We start from the raw sequence: 20,333 nt of genomic DNA, 5'->3' as shown, positions 1-20,333 counted from the left end.
GCGCGATGCCGCGGCCCGACTCGGCGACGCCTCCCGGATGCCGTCATGACGGCGCAGGGCCGTCCGATCGCCGTGACGGCCTCGGACGGGTGCTGCCGCGCCGCACGCGGCCGAGCGCAGCCCCGCGGGGTCGGCTCATGTGGACGGGGGGAGTTCGTGAGCAGTATGTTAGCGAGAACATACCCGTACAACGTCGTTGGGGATCACAGATAATGCCACTACGCCATCGTCGTCGCCTGTTCGCCGGAACCGCGCTGACCATCGCCGCCCTGCTGTCGTCGTTCGCGACCGTTCCCGCGGCCGCTGCCGAGCCTGATCCGGTTTCCGCCGGCCTCATCGCGCGCTACGCGCTCGATGAGACCTCCGGCCGCACGGCCGCCAACACCGCCCCCGGGAGCACGATCGGTGCGGGCGTGGTCGAGGGCACCCCGCAATGGGACGCCGTCTCGGGAGGCTTCGTCTTCTCGGGCGGACAGAACGGCGGGGGCAACGCCATCCGACTCCCGAACGACATCAACCGCGGCCTGACGTCGATCTCGGTCGACTTCGATGTGTGGATCGCGCCGGAACAGGCCAACTACTACATGATCTACGCGATCGGCAATCGCGCGCAGAGCGGCGCCGGTGAACGCTACCTGTTCGGTTCCGGCGATTCGTTCCACACGGTGATCACCCCCGGTGGCTCCTCGCAGGAGATCAACATCCAACCCCCCGGCAACCCGACGCTCGCGCGTGGCGTCTGGAAGCACATGACCTACACCCAGACCGGCACGACCGGCATCCTCTACGAGGACGGCGTCGAGCGCACCCGCAACACCGCGGTGACCACGACCCCGAACGATCTCGGCTCGACGGTGTTCAACTACCTCGGGCGCAGCGTCTACGCCTGGGACCCGTCGTTCCACGGGAAGCTCCGAGATTTCCGCATCTACAACCGTGCGCTGACCGCCGCAGAGGTGGGCACGCTCTCCACCGACGTCCTCGCAGAGGCGACGGCACTCGACGCCGCGGCGATCGACCTCGGCGACCTGTCGGCTGTGACCCAGCCGCTCGCACTCCCCAACCGCGGGGCGAACGCGACAACGATCACCTGGACCACGTCGAACGCGGCGGTCGTGACAGCCGCGGGTCAGGTGACCCGCGGCGCCGAGGGCACCGCCCCAGCCACGGCGACCCTGACGGCGACGGTGGTGCGTGGCGGTCAGACCACGCAGCGCGCGTTCTCCGTGACCGTCAGTCCCCGCGACGACGCGGCCGACGCGCGAAGCGCGGTACAGGCCATCTCCATCCCGCGCCTCGACGACATCCGCGAGAACATCACGCTGCCGACCCGCAGCGCCGCAGCCACCGTGAGTTGGACGTCGTCGTCTCCCGCCGTCATCGCCGTCGACGGTGTGGTCACGCGTCCCGCGAACGGTGCCGATGCGGCGTCGGTCACTCTGACCGCGACGGCACGCGTGGGCACGGCGACTGCCACACGCGAGTTCTCGGCCATCGTCGTTCCCGCTCCCGCGGCCGATGAGACCCGCGCCTATCTCTTCCCCTACTTCACCGGCGAGGCATCGCCGGAGGACGAGAAGGTTCGCTACGCGCTCTCGAACGGCAACAACGCCCTCGACTGGGTGACGATCAACGACGACAAGCCCGTACTCCAGTCCGAGCTGGGCGAGAAGGGACTGCGCGACCCGTTCGTGATGCGCTCCCACGAAGGCGATCGCTTCTACATGCTCGCGACCGACCTGAACGCTTATCGGACCGGGTTGGACGGCTCCCAGATCTTCGGGAGCCGCTACATCGAAGTGTGGGAGTCCACCGACCTGGTCACCTGGAGCGAGCAGCGCCACGTGCTCGTCTCGGATGCCGAGGCGGGGAACACCTGGGCGCCGGAGGCGTACTACGACGACAAGCGCGGCGAGTACGTGGTCTACTGGGCCTCGAACCTCTACCCGAGTGGCAGCGCGGACGTTCCGCGCGACCCGGGGTCGAACTACAACCGCATGATGTACGCCACCACGCGTGATTTCGTCACCTTCAGCAAGCCGCAGGTGTGGATCGACGATCAGCAGCCCGGGGCCGGCAACGGCACGATCGATTCGACCGTCATGGCCGAGAACGGCTGGCTCTACCGCTTCACCGTCACCGAGGGCTCGAACATCCCGCGGGTCGACCGGACGAAGAACCTGACCTCCACGATCACCCCCAGCACCAATCCCTGGAAGGGCGCGCGCGGGAGCGAGTGGGAGCCCCGCCAGTCCGGTGTCGGTTATGGACAGACCTACACCGGCACCTCGGGGCGCTCGATCTTCTTCGACGAGGGGGAGGGCACGTCGCTTTTCCGCCCGAACAAGGGCGACGTCAACGGCGACGGCGGGGTCTACGCCTTCATCGACCAGGCCCCGTACTACGGCGGCGACGGCTACGTGCCGTTCAAGGCGAGCAGCCTCGAGGCCGGAGATTGGAAGATCGCCCAGAACCGCAACCTGCCGCGCTCGGCTCGTCACGGAACGGTCCTGCCGATCACCATCAGTGAGTACGAGGCGATCCTCGCGCGGTATCAGCCGGATCGCTTGATCTCCGCGGACGACGTCACGGCCGCGGTGCTCCCCGGAACGGTGCCGGTCCTTCCGGCCACCGTTGCAGCGGTACAGGGGCGCGGTACCGCGTCCGAGCGCGACTTGGGCCCGACCGCGGTGACCTGGGAGACGGTGGATCCCGCTTCTCTCGTGGCGGGGAAGACCGTCACCGTCCGCGGAACCCTCGCCGGGCACGGCTTCGTCGAGGCTCGCATCGACGTCGCCGACGTGGCGGTGACCGTAGCGACGCGATGCGTGGCGAAGAAGGTGGTCCTCGTCGCGCAGGTGCGCAACGGTGAGAGCGTCCCCGCGACCGCACGCATCACGACCCCCTTCGGCACACGCACGATCGAGGTCGCGCCGGGCGCCGGCTCATCGGTCGCCTTCACGACCCGATCGGGCAGCATCGCGGCGGGTGATGTCGGTGTGGAGGTCTCGCCGGCCGGCGGCGCGACGGCCACGGGCAAGGTGGGCTTCGCCGCAGCGACCTGTTGAGTACAGCCCCGGCGGCGGTCACCGCCGCCGGGGTGCCGCCCGTGGAGGCGCGGTGGACGGTCAGCCGACCGTGACCCCCGTGATCGTGACCGGGTTCGCGGGCGCGCCGTCGGGAGCGCCGCCGGCGGTGCCCGCGGCCGCGATCGACTGCACGACGGCCAGCCCCTCGGGCGACATGGTGCCGAACACCGTGTAATTCGGGTCGAGCTTCGTGTCGTCGTAGACGAGGAAGAACTGCGAGCCGTTCGTGCCGGGCCCGGCGTTGGCCATGGCCACGGTGCCGGCCGGATACGTCTCGGTGCCGTCGAGCTCGTCGTCGAAGCGGTATCCGGGACCGCCGCGGCCGGTGCCGGTGGGGTCGCCGCACTGCAGCACGTAGATCCCCGACGTCGTCAAGCGGTGGCACTCCGTGTTCGAGAAGTACTGCTGCTGCGCGAGCGAGACGAAGCTCTCGACCGTGCAGGGTGTGCGCTCGCCGTCCAAGGTGACGGGGATGTCTCCGGCGGAGGTCTGCAGCACCACCTGCACCTCCCCGGTGGGCTGGTCGGTGCCCTCCGCCGGGGGAGTGACGTCCACGGCGGGCTGACCCGACGCGGCGTAGGAGCACTCGCCCGAGACGGCGCCGTCGCTCGGCGCGCTCACCGCGGGGGCGGGCTCGGTCGTCGTCGCACCGGCGCATCCGGCGAGCAGGAGCAGGGCGGATGCGGCCAGAGCCGCGGACAGCAGGGGAGTACGCACGTGTTCCAGGGTATGCCGGTCGCCGCGTCTCAGCGGCTCTCCGAGGCGCCGCGCCGCAGCTCGGCGTCGGCCGAGAGCTCCGCCGCGAGACGCGGGCTCGCCCGCATCAGGTGGTGAGCGAACGACAGCGGGATGACGAGCACCTCGATCTCGGAGAGCGCGGTGGTGGTGGTCGCGGACCGCTCGCGGGTGAGCGAGATCGTCCCGATCCAGTCTCCGGAGGCGACCGGCTCCGCGACGATCTCGCCGTCCACGGTGCTGACCACCGCGCGGCCGTCGAGTACGTACATCAGCGACGAGGGTTCCTGACCCGCGCGCAAGAGGATCTCGCCGGAACCGTACTGCTCCACGCGGCACTCCTCGGCGACCCGTGCGCGCAGGTCGTCGTCGAGCGGGAGCAGGCGCGGGATCTCCTTCAGGGCGCGCTCCATTGCGGCGGCCGCCACGGCGGCATCCGGGGCCACCTTGTCCAACGACAGACCCCGCCGGCGCGCGGCGTACCAGAGCCAGGATCGGAAGGTGCTGCGGGCAGCGTCGGCGTAGACGGGTGAGTCGAGCGGAATCGCCACCTCCCACGCGCCGGCGCCGGCGTTGGTGACCGAGACCTCGGCGCCGGGCACGAGGGCGGGAAGATCCGCGGCGACCTGACGCACGACACTCGCGACGGCGTGCGGCGCATCGGTGGGCGCGAAGGTCACCGACACGATGGCGGTGAAGGGCCCGGGGGGTCGACTGAGGTTGAGGAACGAGGCGTCGGCGAGCTTGGAGTTCGGGATGATCTGCAGCCCCGACCCGGTATCGATGTGCAGCGCCCGCCAGTTGATCTCGACCACGCGACCGGTGGAGCCCCCGGTCTCGATCCAGTCGCCCTGTCGGAACGGCTGCTCGAACAGCACGAGCAGGCCCGAGACGATTCCGCCGGCGGCGTTCTGCAGCGCCAGGCCGATGACGATCGAAGTGACGCCGAGCGCCGTGATGAGACCGGCGACGTCGGCGTCCCACACCTGCTGGAACAGGAAGCCGAGTCCGATCACGACGAGAAGCAGGCGAGCGATCTCGATGAAGATCGTCGGCACCCGGTCGCGCCAGGAGCCGCGTTTCGCCGTCTCGAACAGTGCCACGTTGAGCGCGCTGAGAAGCAGCAGGATCAGGAGGAAGCCGAAGATCGTGGCGACCACCCGCGGCCAGGCGAGATCGTCCTCCGATCGCGTCGCGAACACGAGCAGCCCCACGAGGCCGCCGAAGGGCACCACCCAGTTGCGCAGCAGAAGCAGCGGCTTCACGGCGGGGCTTCGCCGTCGCCTCAGGATGCCGACGACCTCGGTCAGCACGATCAGCAGGATCGGCACGGCCACGACAGCGGCGATGGCCCAGCCGATCGCGGTGTCGTCGAACACGGTGGGCATCAGACCACCCGCCAGATCGCCGTGGTGGTGCCGTCGACCTCGACGCTGCCGGCGTCGGCGAGGTCGAACAGGCCCTCCACGCGCAGACGGACGGCATCGGTGAGGAAGACGCCGGGCTCTTCGCCGGATCGTCGGAGCCTCGACGCGAGGCGGAAGGCGTCACCCCACAGGTCGTAGGCGAGACTCGCGCGTGCCACGATCCCGCTGGTCACGCTGCCCGTATCGACCCCCACCCGCAGGTCGAGCGTCGCGCCGGTGCGCGTGTTGAAGCGCTCGACGCTCGCGCGCATGCCGACGGCGAACTCGACGGCGCGCCGCGCGTTGTCGACGCGCGGAACGGTGAGGCCGCTGCTGGCGAGATAGCCGCCGCGCAGGGTGCGCACCGACTCGACCCCGCAGCGGGCGGCGACCTCGTCGAACCCGCGCGTCAGCTCGTTCAGGGCGAGGATCTCGTCCTGCCCCACGAGGGTGCGCGCGTAGTCGTCGAAACCGACCATCTCGGCGAAGACGACGGCGACGTCGTCGTGGCGCTCCGCGAGCGTCTCCTCTCCCTCGCGATACTTCTCGGCGAGGCTGGCGGGCATGATGTTGCGCAGCAGGCGGTCGTTCTCGGTGCGTTGGTGGTCGATGAGGTCCTGGCGCACGCGCAGACCCGCCGCCATGTCGTTGAAGGACCGCGCGAGATCGGCGAACTCATCGTTTCCGTGGTCGGGCACACGGGTGTCGTAGTCGCCGTCCGACACGCGTCGCACCGCCGTTGCGAGCCGGCGGATCGGGCGGGTGAACGACTGCGACAGCAGCAGCGACAGGATGCTGACCAGCAGCATCAACGCCAGCGTGGACACGAGGAGCGTGCGCGCGAAATCGGTCACGGGAGCGAACGCCTCGTCGGCATCCATCCTCGCCACGATGACCCAGTCCAGACCGTCGACCTCCAGCGGCGCGTACGCGGCGAGGCTCTCGCCGTCGATGTACTCGGTCGAGATCGCGGTCCCGGTGCGGCCGGCGATCGCGTCGTCGACCGCGGTGCCACGGACGGGCTGCAGCAGGACGGTGCCGCCGGCCGTCGTCACGCGGTCGGCGGTCTCGGCCGTGGTGCCGTCGGCGATCACCGCGTCGGCGTACGTGTCGGGGGTCTCGACGAGGTGGCGCGAGGTCGACCGCATGAGACGGTCGGCACCCGCGAGGTAGGTCTCACCCGTGGTGCCGAAGCCCTGCTGCTGCCACTTGCCGTACCCGGTCATCACGTCGTTGATCCATTGGATCGGAACCTGCAGGGCGATGGTGCCCGTGATGCCGTCGTCGTCGCCGATGGGCGACACGACCCACATCACCGGGAAGCCGAGGGCCGGCGTCCATTCCTCGATGTCGGTGGTGACCACGGCATCGACGGAATTGTCGGCCACGACGTCGCGGATGCCCTGAGCGAGGCGGCTCTCACGGAACGGGCCCTCCGAGAGGTTGGAGCCCAGGTCGACGCCGCCCGCTGCGGTGTAGACGACATCGCCGTCGAGATTGGTGACGACGACGTCGGTGTAGCCGACCGTCTGCACGAGGTCCGAGAAGTAGGCGTCGGCGTCCAGGTACGCCCGCGTGTACGTGCTGCCGTCGCCCGGGTCGGCGGCCGGTCGATCGGCGGCACCGTCTTGCCGGGTGAAGAGATACTGGGCGGTGCGCCCCTCCGACGACTCGGGTACGAAGGCGCGATCGCCGTAGTCCTCGCCGGTCAGGTTCTCCAGCCGCGGTAGGAAGGTGTCGGAGTAGTAGCCGGTCAGTTCCGCATCCTGCGCGGCCGTCAGGGGGCTCTGGGCCAACTCCTCCCATCCGGCGTTGAGGGCCACCGACGCTCCGCGGGCGCTGGCGTTGTTGCTGGCGAGCGCGGCTTCTCGCTGCACCTCGCCGAGCAGGGCGGTGATCTCGCCGGTGCGCAGCTCCCGCATGGCGGTGAGCTTGTCGACGACCTCGGCGCGCAGCGACTCACGTCCGCTGATGTAACCGACGGCGCCGACCACGGCGGTACTGACCAGGCTCGCCGCGAGCAGCATGATGAGCAGGCGTGACTGGACGCTCAGGTACCCCCTGCGGCGAGCGATCTTCGTGTCGGGTGTTGCGTTTTCCGGCCCCATGCGGCTCACCATATCGGGACCGGTTCCCGACCTGCGGTCACCTCACCTTCCGTTTCGTCGACGGCGGCGCGGGCGACGGAGAGGACCGACGGGTGGGGCAGGTGCGCCGAGACCGTTTCGGGATGCCGGCTCCGCGCTCGCGCGCAGAGGTTCGTCCGGCGCGTGGATAGGATGCGGGCAGCCACCGAGCGAAAGCATGGACATGAAGCGCACTCGTCCCGAGCTCCACCCCTCCATCGATGCACGCCGGCCCGAACGGCGCCGCCTCATCCAGCTCCTTCTCGGGGCCGCCGCGTTCGTCGGATCGCGTCTGCTGACGACTGTCGCCGCTGTCCTCGTCTTCGCCGCGACGGCCCAGGCCACCGGCGTCGTATCGGTGGGGGAGATCCTCGCCGCGCCCGGGCCGGCGGCGCCCGTGGGCTTCCTGGTCGGGGCGGCGTTCAGCGTCCTGGGCTTCGTCCTGGTGGTGCGCTTCGTCTCGCGACGCCGCGTGGCGGAGTTCTCGCGGGAGGGAGCGCCTGCGGAGGTGGGGCTCGGGCTCCTCATCGGCTTCGGCGTCGTCGCCGGGTCGGTGGCGGTGCTGGCGGCCGCCGGGGTCTACCGCGTCGCCGAGGTGCACCTCGGGTGGGGCGTGCTCACCGCGGTGATGTTCGGTGTCGGGCCCGCCATCGTCGAGGAGGTCTTCTTCCGCGGCTTCCTGCTGCGTATCCTCGACGGCTGGATCGGATCGTGGGGGGCGCTGTCCATCGTCAGCGTGGTGTTCGCGCTCGTGCACTCGTTCTCGTCGCCGGCGGGTCCCGTCGCGGCGGTCTACATCCTGCTCTCGGCCAGCCTGCTGCTCAACATGGCGTGGTTTCTGACGCGTCGCCTCTGGCTGCCGATCGCGTTGCACCTGGCGTTCAACGCCTCGCAGAGCGCGGTGTTCGGGCTGAACGTGTCGGGGTCCGAGGCCGGTGACGGCCTGCTGCGCGCTGACCTGACCGGGCCGGATTGGCTCACGGGCGGTGTCATGGGCGGCGAGGGGTCGATCGTGCTCATCGTGATCGCGCTCGCCGCCGGCGTGGTGATGACCCTCGTCGGCATCCGACGCGGCGTGATGCTGCCGCGCACGTCGCGCCTCGCGGCATCCTGATGCTCGCGCGGGACCACGCCTCGACGCGTCAGGTTCTGCGGATTCCCCGGGCTCGGCCGACCGCAACGACGCCGACGGCGAGAATGACGATGGCGGCGGCGATCACGACGATGTACCCGACGACCGGTCCCCAGCCGCCGGTGGTCGGGTTGAGGAACGGGTAGGGGTACCAGAACGGATCGCCCGTCGTCGGGCTCGTGATGAGGGGCGCGCGCAGCAGCGTGTAGACGATCCACGCGAGTGGGAAGATCGCCGCACCGACCGCCGCGGCCCACGGCAGGCGGCGCCGGTTCGGCCCGACCAGCACGTCGAGCAGGAGGAAGAGCGGGCCCCAGACGTGCAGGATCTCGTTCGACCAGGGCACCGTCTCGGGCTGCAGGGGGATGCCGCGCAACAGCAGGTTGTACACGATGCCGGTGACGAGCATGTACGTGGTGACCCAGGCGAGGACGGTCGCCAGGGCGACCGGCTCGGGGCCGGTGCGGCGGCCGCGCGCGAAGAACCGCACCCCCGCGATCAGCAGCACGATCGCCGCCGACACGTTCGAGAGGATCGTGAAGAAACTGAAGAAGTTCGCCACGATGGTGGCGACGTGCCGCCCGGCCTCGAGCGCTCCCGACACCGACGAGACGAACTGCGCGATCACCGCGATCGCGATCATCGCCCCCGCGGCGACTCGCGCGACGTTCCATCCGACGGCCCACTCGCGCGTTCGCAGCATCGACCCAGAGTAGCGCTGGCGCGTTCCGGCGTCTCCGGCTCGCATCATGTCGTCCTCGTAGCGCGCACCTGCCCCGCTCGCCCCCCGGCTGGTCATCTCGCCCTGGTGCGCGGGGCCGTGTCGGACCCGCTCGATAGGATGGGGTGTACCGCCGGACAACATGCGAGGAGCACTCATGCCCGGAATCGTGATCGTCGGCGTCCAGTGGGGCGACGAGGGCAAGGGCAAGGCCACCGATCTGCTCGGTGAGCGCACCGACTGGGTGGTGAAGTTCAACGGCGGTAACAACGCCGGGCACACCGTCGTCATCGGTGACGAGAAGTACGCGCTGCACCTGCTGCCCAGCGGCATCCTCTCTCCGGGGGTGACGCCCGTGATCGGCAACGGCGTCGTGGTCGACCTCGAGGTGCTCTTCAACGAGCTCGAGGCGCTCAACGCCCGCGGTCTCGACACCTCGCGCCTGAAGATCAGCGCGAACGCGCACATCATCACGCAGTACCACCGCACGCTCGACAAGGTCACCGAGCGCTTCCTCGGCAAGCGCATGATCGGCACGACCGGGCGCGGTATCGGCCCGGCCTACGCCGACAAGATCAACCGCGTCGGCATCCGCGTGCAAGATCTCTTCGACGAGAACATCCTCCGCCAGAAGGTCGAGGGTGCCCTCGATCAGAAGAACCACCTCCTGGTGAAGATCTTCAACCGCCGTGCGATCACCGCCGACGAGGTCGTCGACGACCTGCTCGCCTACGCCGAGCGCGTCCGCCCGATGGTCGCCGACACGTCGCTGCTGCTGGGCGACGCCCTCGAGGCCGGCGACGTCGTCGTCTTCGAGGGTGGACAGGCCACCATGCTCGACGTCGACCACGGCACCTACCCGTTCGTCACGTCGTCGTCGGCCACGGCCGGCGGCGCATCGACCGGCTCGGGCGTCGGCCCGAACCGCCTCGACCGCATCGTGGGCATCGTGAAGGCCTACACGACGCGCGTGGGGTCGGGCCCGTTCCCGACCGAGCTGTTCGACGACAGCGGCGACTGGCTGCGCTCGCGCGGCTTCGAATTCGGCACCACCACCGGCCGTCCGCGCCGCGTCGGCTGGTACGACGCCCCCATCACGCGGTATGCCACGCGCATCAACGGGATCACCGACCTGGTGCTCACCAAGCTCGACATCCTGGGTGGCCTCGAGCAGATCCCCGTCTGCGTCGCCTACGACGTCGACGGCGAGCGGTTCGACGACCTGCCGGTCAACCAGACCGACTTCCACCACGCGAAGCCGATCTACGAGAGCTACCCGGGCTGGAGCGAAGACATCTCGACGGCCCGCACCTTCGAAGACCTGCCCCAGACCGCGCAAGAGTACGTCCTCGCGCTCGAGAAGATGAGCGGCACGCGCATCTCGGTCATCGGCGTCGGCCCCGCACGCGACCAGGTCATCGTGCGGCACGACCTCATCGACTGATGCGGTTCTGGGTCGGCGCCTACGCCCCCGACACCGGGTCGGCGGAGGGCATCGGCATCCTCCAGGCGGGTGCGCCCGACGAGCCCGGTGCCGGCGGCCCGCTCGGCATGGTCGCAACGGCCGTCGCCGCGCCCGGTTCACCGTCGTGGGTGGCCGTCCACCCGACGGCATCGGACATCGTCTATGCCGCGGTCGAGTTCGACGGCACCGTGCAGGCGTATCGCCGGGTGGGCGAGACGCGCCTGACGCCCCTCGGTCGCCCGGTGGACGCGGGAGCGGCCGTATGCCACGTCGCCGCCGCGCCCGACGCGTCGTTCCTCGTCGCGAGCTGCTGGGGTGACGGACGGGTGGTGCGGATCGACCTGGATGCCGAGGGCCGCCCCTCCCGTCCGCTCATCGCCGCCGAGGCCGCCGATCCGCACGGGTCAGGGGAATCGGCCGAGGGCACCGTCTCGACCGGCGCGCGCGTGTCGGGAGCCGTCGTGCCCGACCTCGCGGCCGCGGCGCGCGCTCTTCGCGCGGCGGCGGGCGAGGAGTTCTCCCACCTGATCCCCGCCTACGACGACACCCCCGAGACCGACGCCGAATCGGAGGAGGCGGCCGCCGGCGACCGCGTCTCGCGGGCGCACCAGGCGATCTTCCTCCCGGGAGGTCTCGTGGCGACCACCGACATGGGATTCGACCTCGTGCGGTTCTGGAGATCGACCCCGGGCGGCCTGCGGCTGGTGCAAGAGGTCGTGCTGCCGCAGGGGAGCGGTCCGCGCCACGGGATCTGGCATCCCTCCGGGCATCTCTACGTCGTCACCGAGCTCAGCTGCGAGGTCTTCGTGCTGGCCGCCGACCGCGCGGGCCGGTGGCAGGTGCGCTCCGGAGAACCGCTCCTCGGCACGCTCGACACCGACACCGCCGCCGAATTGTGTGCGAGCAGCGACGGCTCGACGCTCTACGCCGGCGTGCGCGGCAGCGATACGGTCGGCGTGCTGTCGGTGCGCGGTGCCGGCGAGGCGCTGCAGCTCACGGCGCTCGCCGAGACCGGCACGCACTGGCCGCGCCATCACGTCGTCGTCGCCGACACCCTGCTCGTGGCCGGCCAGCTCGCGCACGAGATCGTCTCCCTGCCGCTGGATGCCCGCACCGGCGTCCCGGGGCGCGTGCGACACCGCACACCGTCGCCGTCGCCGACGCGACTGCTGCCGATGCGCTGAGCGCCTGCGCGCGACTTACTTCTTGGCATCCTGTCGCGGGATGACGATCTGCTTGATGATCAGCAGTACCGAGGCCGTGACGGGGATGGCGACGAGGGCGCCCAGCAGGCCGAGAATCGTGCCGCCGACGAGCGCTCCGATGACGACGAGCGAGCCGGGGACGGAGATCGTGCGGTTCATCACGCGCGGGGTCAGGAGATATGCCTCGATCTGCATGTAGACGAGGTAGACGAGGGCGAAGATCAACCCGACGGTGGGGTCGACGAGAAGAGTGAACACCGTCGCCGTCGCCCAGAAGAGCACCGAACCGACGAGCGGAATCAAGGTGATGGCGAACGCAAGGGCGGCGAGCAGCGCCGCGAAGGGCTGCTGCAAGATGGTGAGGACGATGAAGGCGAACACCGCGTTGCACAGCGCCAGTACGACCATGCCGGCGAGATAGCCGCCGACCGAGTCGGTGATCTGACCCGTCATGTCGGAGACCGTCGCGCGGCTGCGGGCGGGTGTCAGCCGCACCAGGCTGTTCTTCATCTTCGGGAGGGATGCCAGGAAATACAGGCTCAGCACGAGCACGACGATCGCGCCCGAGATGAACGTGCCGATGGTGATGCCGACCTGAAGGAGCCCGCCGCCGATCGCGGCGATGTTCGCGGGGTTGGTCGCGAAGTTCTGCACCTCTTGCAGGATGTCGCCGAGGCTGTCGCCGAAATTGGCCTCGACCCAGCGCACGGCGTCGCTGTCGATGAGGTCGTTGACGAAGGAGGGGATGTCGCCGACGAACTGCTCGACCTGCCGCACGACCGGCGGAATCAGCAGCCACAGGGCCCCGGCGAGAACGAGCGCGAGACCGCCGAAGACGATGAGGATCGACCACGCGCGCGAGAGGCCGCGCTTCACGAGCATGCGCACGAGAGGATCGAGGGCGAGGGCGATGAAAAGAGCGATGCCGATGTAGATCAGCACCGTCGACAGGCTGCCGAGCGTGAGCGCCAGCAGGAACGCCGTGAGGCCGCCGAGCGTGAGGAAGAAACCGGCCGCGTAGGGGCGGGCGATCGCCGACCAGACGGGCTTGTCGCGCGAGGTCGACGCGCCGGCTTCGGCGCCCTCTGCGGCGGGGTCGGGACGCGTCGATCGGCTCATGCTCACACTGTATGGCTCCGGGGTCGCGGCAGAGGTAACGCCGCCCCACGCGGTAGGGTCGAGGCGATCTGGGAGGACACATGACCGACGCCGACCCTTCGACGATCCTTCAGGGGCTTCGCGGCAGCATCGACAACATCGACGCCGCGTTGATCTTCCTCCTCGCCGAACGCTTCCGCTGCACCAAGCAAGTCGGCGTCCTCAAAGCCCAACACGGGATGCCGGCCTCCGACCCCGCTCGCGAAGAGCAGCAGATCGCCCGACTCATGCGTCTGGCCGAAGACGCCGACCTCGATCCGGCATTCGCCGAGAAGTGGTTCAACTTCGTCGTCGCCGAAGTCATCCGCCACCACCGCTCGGCCGCCGCGCAGCCCGCGGCCGACTGACGACCCCACCCGCTCCGCTGCCCGCGGCCGCGATCGACCGGACCCCGCGCCCGACCGCGCCGACGCGCTCGCGATCTCGCATCTCGTAGGCCCACGGAGGGGGAGCAGCGACACGCCCGGGCCGACACCGGCGCCCCGGCCGACGACGGTGTCGCACACGCCGCGAACACATGCGCGCGCGTGCCACACGGCATCCGGGATCGCAAGGTGAACGGCGATTTGCCAGCCATTCCATCAGCATGAAACGTTTGTGCAGGCCCGTTTCCGGGCCGCCCACCCGACCAGTCCGCGGTCGCCGGTGACGACTCGCCTGGAGTCGACACGGCGAGCGTACGGTCGGCGGCCTGAGCGCCGGATCCGATGTCCGGCGCTGATGCGCTCCACCCCGAGAGCGCAGACGGCTGCCACCCGGGCGTGACCGCTGCGGCCACCCGAAGGCCGCTGAGGTGCACACAGTGACCCATCCGCCTGCCCTGCAGACGCCGGCCTCCACCAGGCCCGCCTCCGCGACCCCCGCCTCCGCGACCCCCGCTTCCGTGAAGCCCGCCCTCGCGGCGAAGAACCTCTTCAAGGTCTTCGGTCGCGCACCCCAGGCCGCCGTCGACAAGCTCCGCTCCGGCGCCCGCCGCGAGGATACGACCGACGACGGGACCGCCGCCGTCATCGACGCGAGCTTCGAGGTGAAGCCCGGGGAGATCTTCGTCATCATGGGTCTGTCCGGCTCCGGCAAGTCCACGATCATCCGCATGCTGAACGGCCTGCACGAGGCCACCGCGGGATCCGTCGAGGTGCAGGGCGACGCCCTCACCGGTGTCGGAGCCGCGCGCCTGCGCTCGCTCCGCCGCGACCGCCTCGCGATGGTCTTCCAGCACTTCGCCCTGCTGCCCCACCGCACGGTCGCCGCGAACGTCGCCTACCCCCTCGAGCTCCGCGGGGTCGGCAAGACCGAGCGCCTCGCCAAGGCAAACGAGATCCTGGCGCTCGTCGGCCTCGAGGGCTGGGGCGACAAGCTCCCCTCGGCTCTCTCGGGCGGTATGCAGCAGCGCGTCGGCATCGCCCGTGCGCTCGCCGCCGACACCGACATCCTGCTGATGGACGAGGCGTTCAGCGCGCTCGACCCCCTGATCCGCCGCGAGATGCAGGAGCAGCTGCTCGAACTGCAGCGGACGCTGAAGAAGACCATCGTCTTCATCACCCACGACCTCAACGAGGCCATGTTCCTCGGCGACCGGATCGCCGTCATGCGCGACGGGCGCATCGTGCAGATCGGCACGCCCGAAGACATCCTCACCGACCCCGCGAACGACTACGTCGAGCAGTTCGTGCAGGACGTCGACCGTGCCCGCGTGCTCACCGCCGGCAACGTCATGGAGCGTCCCCGTCCGCGGGTCGACGCGTCGGCGGGCCCGCGCACGGCGCTCCGGCAGATGCGCGATGCCTACATGTCGGCGGTCTACGTCACCGATCGCGACCGCAAGCCCCTGGGCATCATCACCGACCGGGATGCCATGAAGCTCGTGCGCGCCGGAGAGGGTTCGCTGCTCGGCACGCTCAAGCCCCTGCCGCAGAGCGTGCGAGACGACGACGTGCTGATGAACCTCTTCGTCCCGTCGGTCGAGTCGCCCCTCCCCCTCGCCGTCCTGGACGCCGACGGGCGCCTCGCGGGGGTCATCCCGCGCGTGACCCTGCTCGCGGCGCTGGGCCCCGGCCCCACCTCGACCGAGGAGCTCACCGTGCTGCCCCAGCCCCTTCCCTCCGCCGAGATCGACGCGGTGCTCGATGGGACCTCCGCCGACGCCGGGGTCACGGCATCCGAGACCGAGGGGGTGCGCTGATGGACGGTTTCCGTATCCCGGTCGGGTCGTGGGTGGATGCCGGAGTGGACTGGGTCCGTGACAACCTCTCGGGCGTGCTCGACCTCGTCGCCGTCGTCGTACGCTTCCTCGTCGGCGGGCTGAGCGACGTGCTGCTCGCGGCGCCCATCATCGTGGTCATCGTCGTCGCGGCCGCCCTGGGATGGCTCCTGCGCTCATGGAAGCTCGCGCTCGGCACCGTGATCGGTTTCGCGCTCATCCTGGCGATGGGGCAGTGGGTCACGGCGATGCAGACGCTCGCGCTCGTTCTCGTCGCCACCGTCGTCGCCGTGGCGATCTCGGTACCGCTGGGCATCTGGTCGGCCCGCAACCCCGCCGTGCGCGCGGTGCTGAAGCCGATCCTCGACTTCATGCAGACGATGCCCGCCTTCGTGTACCTGATCCCCGCGATCACCTTCTTCAGCATCGGCGTCGTGCCCGGTGTCGTCTCCACCGTCATCTTCGCCCTCCCCCCGGGTGTGCGGCTCACCGAGCTCGGCATCCGCGGCGTGGATTCCGAGACGGTCGAGGCCGGCCACGCATTCGGTGCGACGCCGGGGCAGATCCTCCGCGGCATCCAGCTGCCCCTCGCCATGCCCACGATCATGGCGGGCGTCAACCAGGTCATCATGCTCGCGCTGTCGATGGCCGTGGTGGCCGGCATCGTCGGGGCCGACGGCCTCGGCAAGGAGGTCGTGCAATCGATCTCCACCGTCAACCTGCCCAAGGGCGTCGAGGCGGGCCTGAGCGTCGTCGTGCTCGCGGTGTACCTGGACCGTCTCACCGCCGCCCTCGGCGATCGCTCCGACGACAAGGGGTCGCTGCTGGGCGTCATCGCCCGGCGCCGCGCCGCACGTGCGGCCGAGGTCGCCTCCGCAGGGTCGACGTCGGCGCCGCACGTCGACACCGCGTCAGCGGATGCCGCGAGCCAGGCCGAGCGCGCGAAGGCTTCCCCGCGTCGCGCGCCGGTGTCGTCGGGCCGCTGAGCCCCGACCCCCCTCCCCCTCCCTCGCGCGCGTGAGGGGTCAGAAAGTGTCGTCGCGGGAGCGCCCAGGCGACAGAACATGACCCCTCACGCGCCAGGACGAAGGGGCACCCACGGAAATCACGGACGAAAAGGAAGAGAACACAGCGATGAACACGCGACACCTCACGACCGCCCTCGCCCTCACCGCGGCAGGAGCGCTGACCCTCGCCGGCTGCGCCAGTGGCAACCAGGCCGAAGGCGGCTCGGGCGGCGGCGGCGGCAAGGGCACGATCACCCTGGGGTTCCTCCCCTCCTGGACCGACGGCCTCAGCACCGCCTACCTGCTCGAAGACCAGCTCGAGAAGCTCGGCTACACCGTCGAGATGCAGACCCTCACCGAAGCGGGCCCGCTGTACACGGGCCTCGCCCAGGGCGACGTCGACATCTACCCCTCGGCGTGGCCCGAGCTGACGCACAAGTCGTACATGGACCGCTACGGCGACGAGATCGAGGATCTCGGCGCCTACTACGACAATGCCAAGCTCACGATCGCTGTGCCCAGCTACGTCGACATCGACTCGATCGAGGAGCTCAAGGCCAACGCCGCGCGCTTCGACGGCCGCATCTACGGCATCGAGCCGGGTGCGGGCCTGACGAAGCAGACGCAGGAGACGATGCTCCCCGGCTACGGCCTCGACGGCGACCTCGAGCTCGTCACCTCGTCGACCGCGGCGATGCTCACCGAGCTCGACAACGCCATCGCGGCGCAGAAGGACATCGCCGTGACCTTGTGGCGTCCCTTCTGGGCCAACGACGCGTACGACGTGAAGGATCTCGAAGACCCCCAGGGCCTGATGGGCGACCCCGAGGCTCTGCACTTCCTCGGCACCTCCGGCTTCGCCGAGCAGTACCCGGATGCCGCCGAGCTCATCGCCGGCATCCAGCTCGACGACGAGCAGTACGGTGCGCTCGAGGACCTCGTGGTCAACGAGTACGGCGAGGGCCGCGAGGCAGAGGCGGTGGACGCCTGGCTCGCGCAGTACCCGGCGGCCTTCTCCACGCAACGCGACTGAGCCGGTCCGTCTCGAAGCCCCCTCCGCCGCGTGGTGGAGGGGGCTTCGTCGTCTCAGGAGATGGCGTGCGCCCCGGTGAACCGCGTGAGGAACCCGGGGTGGTCCGCCGGCATCGCCAGCACCGAGTCGGGGGCGCGGCCGGTGAGCTGAGGAAATCCGGCATCGGCCACGAGGTCGTCGTCGAGCGCATCCAGTTCGGCGGTGACCAGGGGCCACGGCTCATGACTGTTCGCCGCCCAGATCGTGCGTCCGAGGTGACGCTCGTGGAAGCCCCAGCGCGCGGTGAGGAAGCGCGACAGGTCGGTGTCGACCGTCTCGGTGCCGAGCGTCGCCCGCAGACGAGTGCCCGGATGCCGACCCCCGTGACGCCGGGATCGGTACTCGATGCGGCGGCCATCGGTGCGTACGCCCGCCCGTGCCCAGCGGTAGGGGAGGCCGAACAGCGCACGTGCGGCGAGCACCGGGGCGAGGTGCTCGGCCTCGAGAGTCCGGAAGACCACCCCGCGGCGGCCGGCGTCGTCGACCGCGTAGGTGCGGACGTTGATCTCGGTGAACGTGCCCAGGAGCGGTACCGGCGGGAACGGCAGGAACCGGAACCCGCTCAGCACGAAGGGCACGAGACCCACCCACGCCGAGCCGTCGTGCACATCGGGGCGCGTCCCCGCGGGCAGGAAGGGCGCGACCTCGGACGGGTCGACTCGCCAGTGCACGAATACGGCGCGGTTCCACCGTTGCGCGATGACGGCGCGACCGGGCAGATCGGGTGCATGGCGCTCGGTGATCACCGGGTCATTCTGGCCCCGGCGCCGCGTCGCGGAGAGACACTGGACAGATGGCCCCGTCATCTGGTGCAGACCCGCGGCTCGTGGCATCCATCCGCGAACTCCTCGCCGCGCGCGACGCCGACAAGACGATCTGCCCCTCCGAGGCCGCCCGCGCGGTCGGCGGTGACGACTGGCGCGACCTGATGCAGCCGGCGCGCGACGCCGCGCACGAGCTGGTGGGCCTCGGCGAGGTCGAGGTGACCCAGAAAGGCGAAGTGGTCGACGTGACGCAGGCGCGCGGACCGGTGCGCATCCGCCGGGCGCGCTGAACGCGCGACCCCTCAGGCCGCGGGCTCGGGCGGGGTGAGCGGGGTACCGGATGCCGGAGGGGTCGAGGGCGTGCGCGGGAGCTGCAGCGCCACCTTCTTCTCGAGTTCGTCGACGGCCTCGTCGGACAGCCAGATGAGACCGTCGAGCTCCTCGCGGACGCGGCGGTACGCCAGCTGGCGCTCGTTGGGGGTCGCAGCCTGGTCGGTCGCCACGCTGAGGAGCTGTTTGGCCGTGACGAGGCGCTTGCGTTCGTCGGGGGTGAAGGCGGCATCTTTGACGCGTCGCGCGTCTCGTTCGGCCACCTCGAACGCGACCTCGTAATCGGTGACAGCGTCGCGATACTCCTTCAGGCGCGACGGTGACAGCGTCTCGCCCTCGGCGGGGCGCAGGTTGTCGGCGACCTTCTTCGCGCGCAGGAAGGCGGCGGTCAGGGGCTGGCGTCCGTCGCTCATCGCGGGGTAACTGATGAGCTTGGCCGCATCGAGCTCGTAATCCAACCATCGATGCGTCACGTCGTCCTGCGCGGCGGTGATGCGTCGCTGATCGCCGTCGGCGGGGGTGCCGGCGTCGAGGGATGCGGGGCCGGCGGCGCCCTGAGCGCGCAGGATTTCCAATTGCTCGCGGTGTCGTCGACGGGCGCTCAGCTCACGGTGCTTGACCCGCGCGTTGACGGCCCCCATCGTCATTCCGAACACGGGGAAGACGAGCCACCAATAGCTGCCCGCGAAATTCCAGAAGTCCTGCACGGCGCCATGCTACGCCGGTCGCCTCGAACGCCCTCACGAAGGTGGTGGCTGCGGCCGATCCCGTGCGGGAGGCGGCCACACCGGGCCGTTGCGGGGCGGTGCGCCTTCGCCGTTGCGGGCGTCGGGCTGTGCGGCGCCGGGACCTCTGCGGGGCGGTGCGCCCGCGGCCTCCGGGCCGTTCTTCTGCGGACGCTTCGCGCCGCGCTCGTTCCAGGTGCGCGTCGCCGCACGGCCCATCGACTCCATCGAGCGGGCCAGGGCCCGCTGGGCCGTCTCGGCGAGGTCGGATGCCACCCGACTCCACGCGTCGGTGCCCTCGACGCTCGGCTGCTCGCCACCGCGGCGAGCCGCTTGCTCCGCCCGGTCGAACGCGTGGCCGGCGCGACGGACGGCGTCGCGATAGGCGAGGAAGTCGGCGGGCTCGAGGCGCGTCTGGGGCGTCGCCGGACGCAGCCACTGGGCGCGCTCGTGCGCGCGCAGGAACTCGGCCAGCAGGGGGGAGCGCGGGTCGGTCATGACGGGATAGTCGATCGCGAGAGCGGTGTCGGTCTCGTACGCCATCCACCGTGTCAGGATCGCGTCGTGCTCGGCGAGCACCCGCACGACGGGTAATGGCGCGCTGCCGGAGCGGATCGCGGGGAGCATCGCCTTGGCCGCTTTGACGCCGGCTCGTCGCGCCCGCACCTCGGCGGACGCGGCACGGAGGTCGGGTTGCGCGTCGACCAGCCGTGCGCGCGCGGCGGTCACCACGTCGTTCGAGACACGGGATGCCGCCCGCTCCGCCTGCGCGCGCACCACCTCGGCGTCGGCGACCTTGACGTCGGCGCGGCCGCGGGTGACGGCGTTGCGCGCCATCTGCAGATCGAGCTGGGCGGCGTCGAGTTCGAGGCGACGCGCGGCGGCCTTGCTGAGCGGCCGCGAGGCCCAGGCCCGCGCCGCGCGATCCGTGGTGGTCGTGGTGCCCGCGGGGAGAGCACGCTGCCGTGAGCGGCGCACGCCGACCCAGCCGACGGTGCCCGCACCGGCCGCGGCGGGGCCGATCCACCACCACTCGGCGAACAATGCCAGAAGCGGTTCCACGCCCCCATGCTACGTCGGCCCACCGACACGACGCTGGGCGTCAGGCCGGAACCCGCAGGCGACGGCGCGGCACGCGACACCGCTGAGCCGTGCCGACGTCTCGGACCCGATTGAGGTGGCTCTTCCCGATGTCGCA

At 70.4% G+C, this 20,333-nt stretch carries 17 protein-coding genes; 9 read left to right on the top strand and 8 right to left on the bottom strand.

The features are described 5' to 3' along the window. Window positions 1-212: 212 nt before the first annotated feature. Window positions 213-3,068, top strand: coding sequence for an immunoglobulin-like domain-containing protein (locus FHS07_RS05885; protein WP_183418905.1), 2,856 nt, complete (start codon window positions 213-215; stop codon window positions 3,066-3,068). Window positions 3,069-3,128: 60 nt separating this feature from the next. Here FHS07_RS05885 and FHS07_RS05880 read toward each other — a convergent pair whose 3' ends face one another. Genes FHS07_RS05880 through FHS07_RS05870 form a run of 3 tightly spaced genes read right to left on the bottom strand, consistent with a single transcriptional unit; the run spans window position 3,129 to window position 7,338 of the window. Further along, window positions 3,129-3,806: a peptidylprolyl isomerase gene (locus FHS07_RS05880; RefSeq protein WP_343054618.1), complete on the bottom strand. Its 678-nt coding sequence runs from the start codon at window positions 3,804-3,806 to the stop codon at window positions 3,129-3,131. A 29-nt stretch (window positions 3,807-3,835) separates the two neighbouring features. Continuing rightward, window positions 3,836-5,212 carry a mechanosensitive ion channel domain-containing protein gene (locus FHS07_RS05875; RefSeq protein ID WP_183418904.1) on the bottom strand — a complete coding sequence of 459 codons (1,377 nt, stop codon included), beginning with the start codon at window positions 5,210-5,212 and terminating at the stop codon, window positions 3,836-3,838. After that, on the bottom strand, window positions 5,212-7,338 hold the full coding sequence (locus FHS07_RS05870; RefSeq protein ID WP_183418903.1) for an adenylate/guanylate cyclase domain-containing protein: 2,127 nt from the start codon (window positions 7,336-7,338) through the stop codon (window positions 5,212-5,214). Before FHS07_RS05870 ends, FHS07_RS05875 begins: the two co-directional genes overlap by 1 nt. Before the next feature lie 202 nt (window positions 7,339-7,540). Between FHS07_RS05870 and FHS07_RS05865 the strand changes: the two genes are divergently transcribed. Next, window positions 7,541-8,470, top strand: a complete 930-nt coding sequence (locus FHS07_RS05865) for a CPBP family intramembrane glutamic endopeptidase (RefSeq protein ID WP_183418902.1) — start codon at window positions 7,541-7,543, stop codon at window positions 8,468-8,470. Window positions 8,471-8,498: 28 nt separating this feature from the next. Here FHS07_RS05865 and FHS07_RS05860 read toward each other — a convergent pair whose 3' ends face one another. Beyond that, window positions 8,499-9,191 carry a Pr6Pr family membrane protein gene (locus FHS07_RS05860; RefSeq protein WP_183418901.1) on the bottom strand — a complete coding sequence of 231 codons (693 nt, stop codon included), beginning with the start codon at window positions 9,189-9,191 and terminating at the stop codon, window positions 8,499-8,501. A 175-nt stretch (window positions 9,192-9,366) separates the two neighbouring features. Here FHS07_RS05860 and FHS07_RS05855 point away from each other — a divergent pair, with 175 nt between their 5' ends. Continuing rightward, window positions 9,367-10,653 (top strand): adenylosuccinate synthase, encoded by a 1,287-nt coding sequence (locus FHS07_RS05855; RefSeq protein ID WP_183418900.1) that lies wholly within the window; start codon window positions 9,367-9,369, stop codon window positions 10,651-10,653. Then, window positions 10,653-11,858: a lactonase family protein gene (locus FHS07_RS05850; protein ID WP_183418899.1), complete on the top strand. Its 1,206-nt coding sequence runs from the start codon at window positions 10,653-10,655 to the stop codon at window positions 11,856-11,858. The genes FHS07_RS05855 and FHS07_RS05850 overlap by 1 nt, the downstream gene beginning before the upstream one ends. 15 nt (window positions 11,859-11,873) lie before the next feature. Here the strand turns inward: FHS07_RS05850 and FHS07_RS05845 are convergent, their stop codons facing one another. Continuing rightward, window positions 11,874-12,998: an AI-2E family transporter gene (locus tag FHS07_RS05845; RefSeq protein WP_183418898.1), complete on the bottom strand. Its 1,125-nt coding sequence runs from the start codon at window positions 12,996-12,998 to the stop codon at window positions 11,874-11,876. A gap of 80 nt (window positions 12,999-13,078) precedes the next feature. Here FHS07_RS05845 and FHS07_RS05840 point away from each other — a divergent pair, with 80 nt between their 5' ends. From FHS07_RS05840 to FHS07_RS05825, 4 genes are all read left to right on the top strand, one after another. After that, a complete protein-coding gene (locus tag FHS07_RS05840; protein ID WP_183418897.1) occupies window positions 13,079-13,384 on the top strand; it encodes a chorismate mutase in 306 nt (101 codons plus the stop codon). A 536-nt stretch (window positions 13,385-13,920) separates the two neighbouring features. Further along, window positions 13,921-15,219 (top strand): betaine/proline/choline family ABC transporter ATP-binding protein, encoded by a 1,299-nt coding sequence (locus tag FHS07_RS05835; RefSeq protein ID WP_183419423.1) that lies wholly within the window; start codon window positions 13,921-13,923, stop codon window positions 15,217-15,219. Next, window positions 15,219-16,223 (top strand): ABC transporter permease, encoded by a 1,005-nt coding sequence (locus FHS07_RS05830; protein ID WP_183418896.1) that lies wholly within the window; start codon window positions 15,219-15,221, stop codon window positions 16,221-16,223. Before FHS07_RS05835 ends, FHS07_RS05830 begins: the two co-directional genes overlap by 1 nt. A gap of 148 nt (window positions 16,224-16,371) precedes the next feature. Continuing rightward, complete coding sequence (locus FHS07_RS05825) at window positions 16,372-17,277, top strand: glycine betaine ABC transporter substrate-binding protein (protein ID WP_183418895.1); 906 nt, start codon at window positions 16,372-16,374, stop codon at window positions 17,275-17,277. Window positions 17,278-17,330: 53 nt separating this feature from the next. On the opposite strand, the gene FHS07_RS05820 is transcribed toward FHS07_RS05825, so the two are convergent. Next, window positions 17,331-18,062: a DUF2071 domain-containing protein gene (locus FHS07_RS05820; protein WP_183418894.1), complete on the bottom strand. Its 732-nt coding sequence runs from the start codon at window positions 18,060-18,062 to the stop codon at window positions 17,331-17,333. Window positions 18,063-18,109: 47 nt separating this feature from the next. Between FHS07_RS05820 and FHS07_RS05815 the strand changes: the two genes are divergently transcribed. Continuing rightward, a complete protein-coding gene (locus FHS07_RS05815; RefSeq protein WP_183418893.1) occupies window positions 18,110-18,370 on the top strand; it encodes a DUF3253 domain-containing protein in 261 nt (86 codons plus the stop codon). A 12-nt stretch (window positions 18,371-18,382) separates the two neighbouring features. On the opposite strand, the gene FHS07_RS05810 is transcribed toward FHS07_RS05815, so the two are convergent. Both FHS07_RS05810 and FHS07_RS05805 read right to left on the bottom strand, forming a co-directional pair. Continuing rightward, window positions 18,383-19,117 (bottom strand): hypothetical protein, encoded by a 735-nt coding sequence (locus tag FHS07_RS05810; protein WP_183418892.1) that lies wholly within the window; start codon window positions 19,115-19,117, stop codon window positions 18,383-18,385. Window positions 19,118-19,150: 33 nt separating this feature from the next. After that, entirely contained in the window at window positions 19,151-20,197 is a 1,047-nt protein-coding gene (locus tag FHS07_RS05805) for an efflux RND transporter periplasmic adaptor subunit (protein WP_183418891.1), read from the bottom strand. Between the last annotated feature and the right edge of the window lie 136 nt (window positions 20,198-20,333).

The sequence above is a fragment of the Microbacterium proteolyticum genome, from assembly GCF_014192415.1.
Lineage (GTDB): Bacteria > Actinomycetota > Actinomycetes > Actinomycetales > Microbacteriaceae > Microbacterium > Microbacterium proteolyticum.
This window is presented reverse-complemented; position numbering and strand designations above follow the sequence as displayed.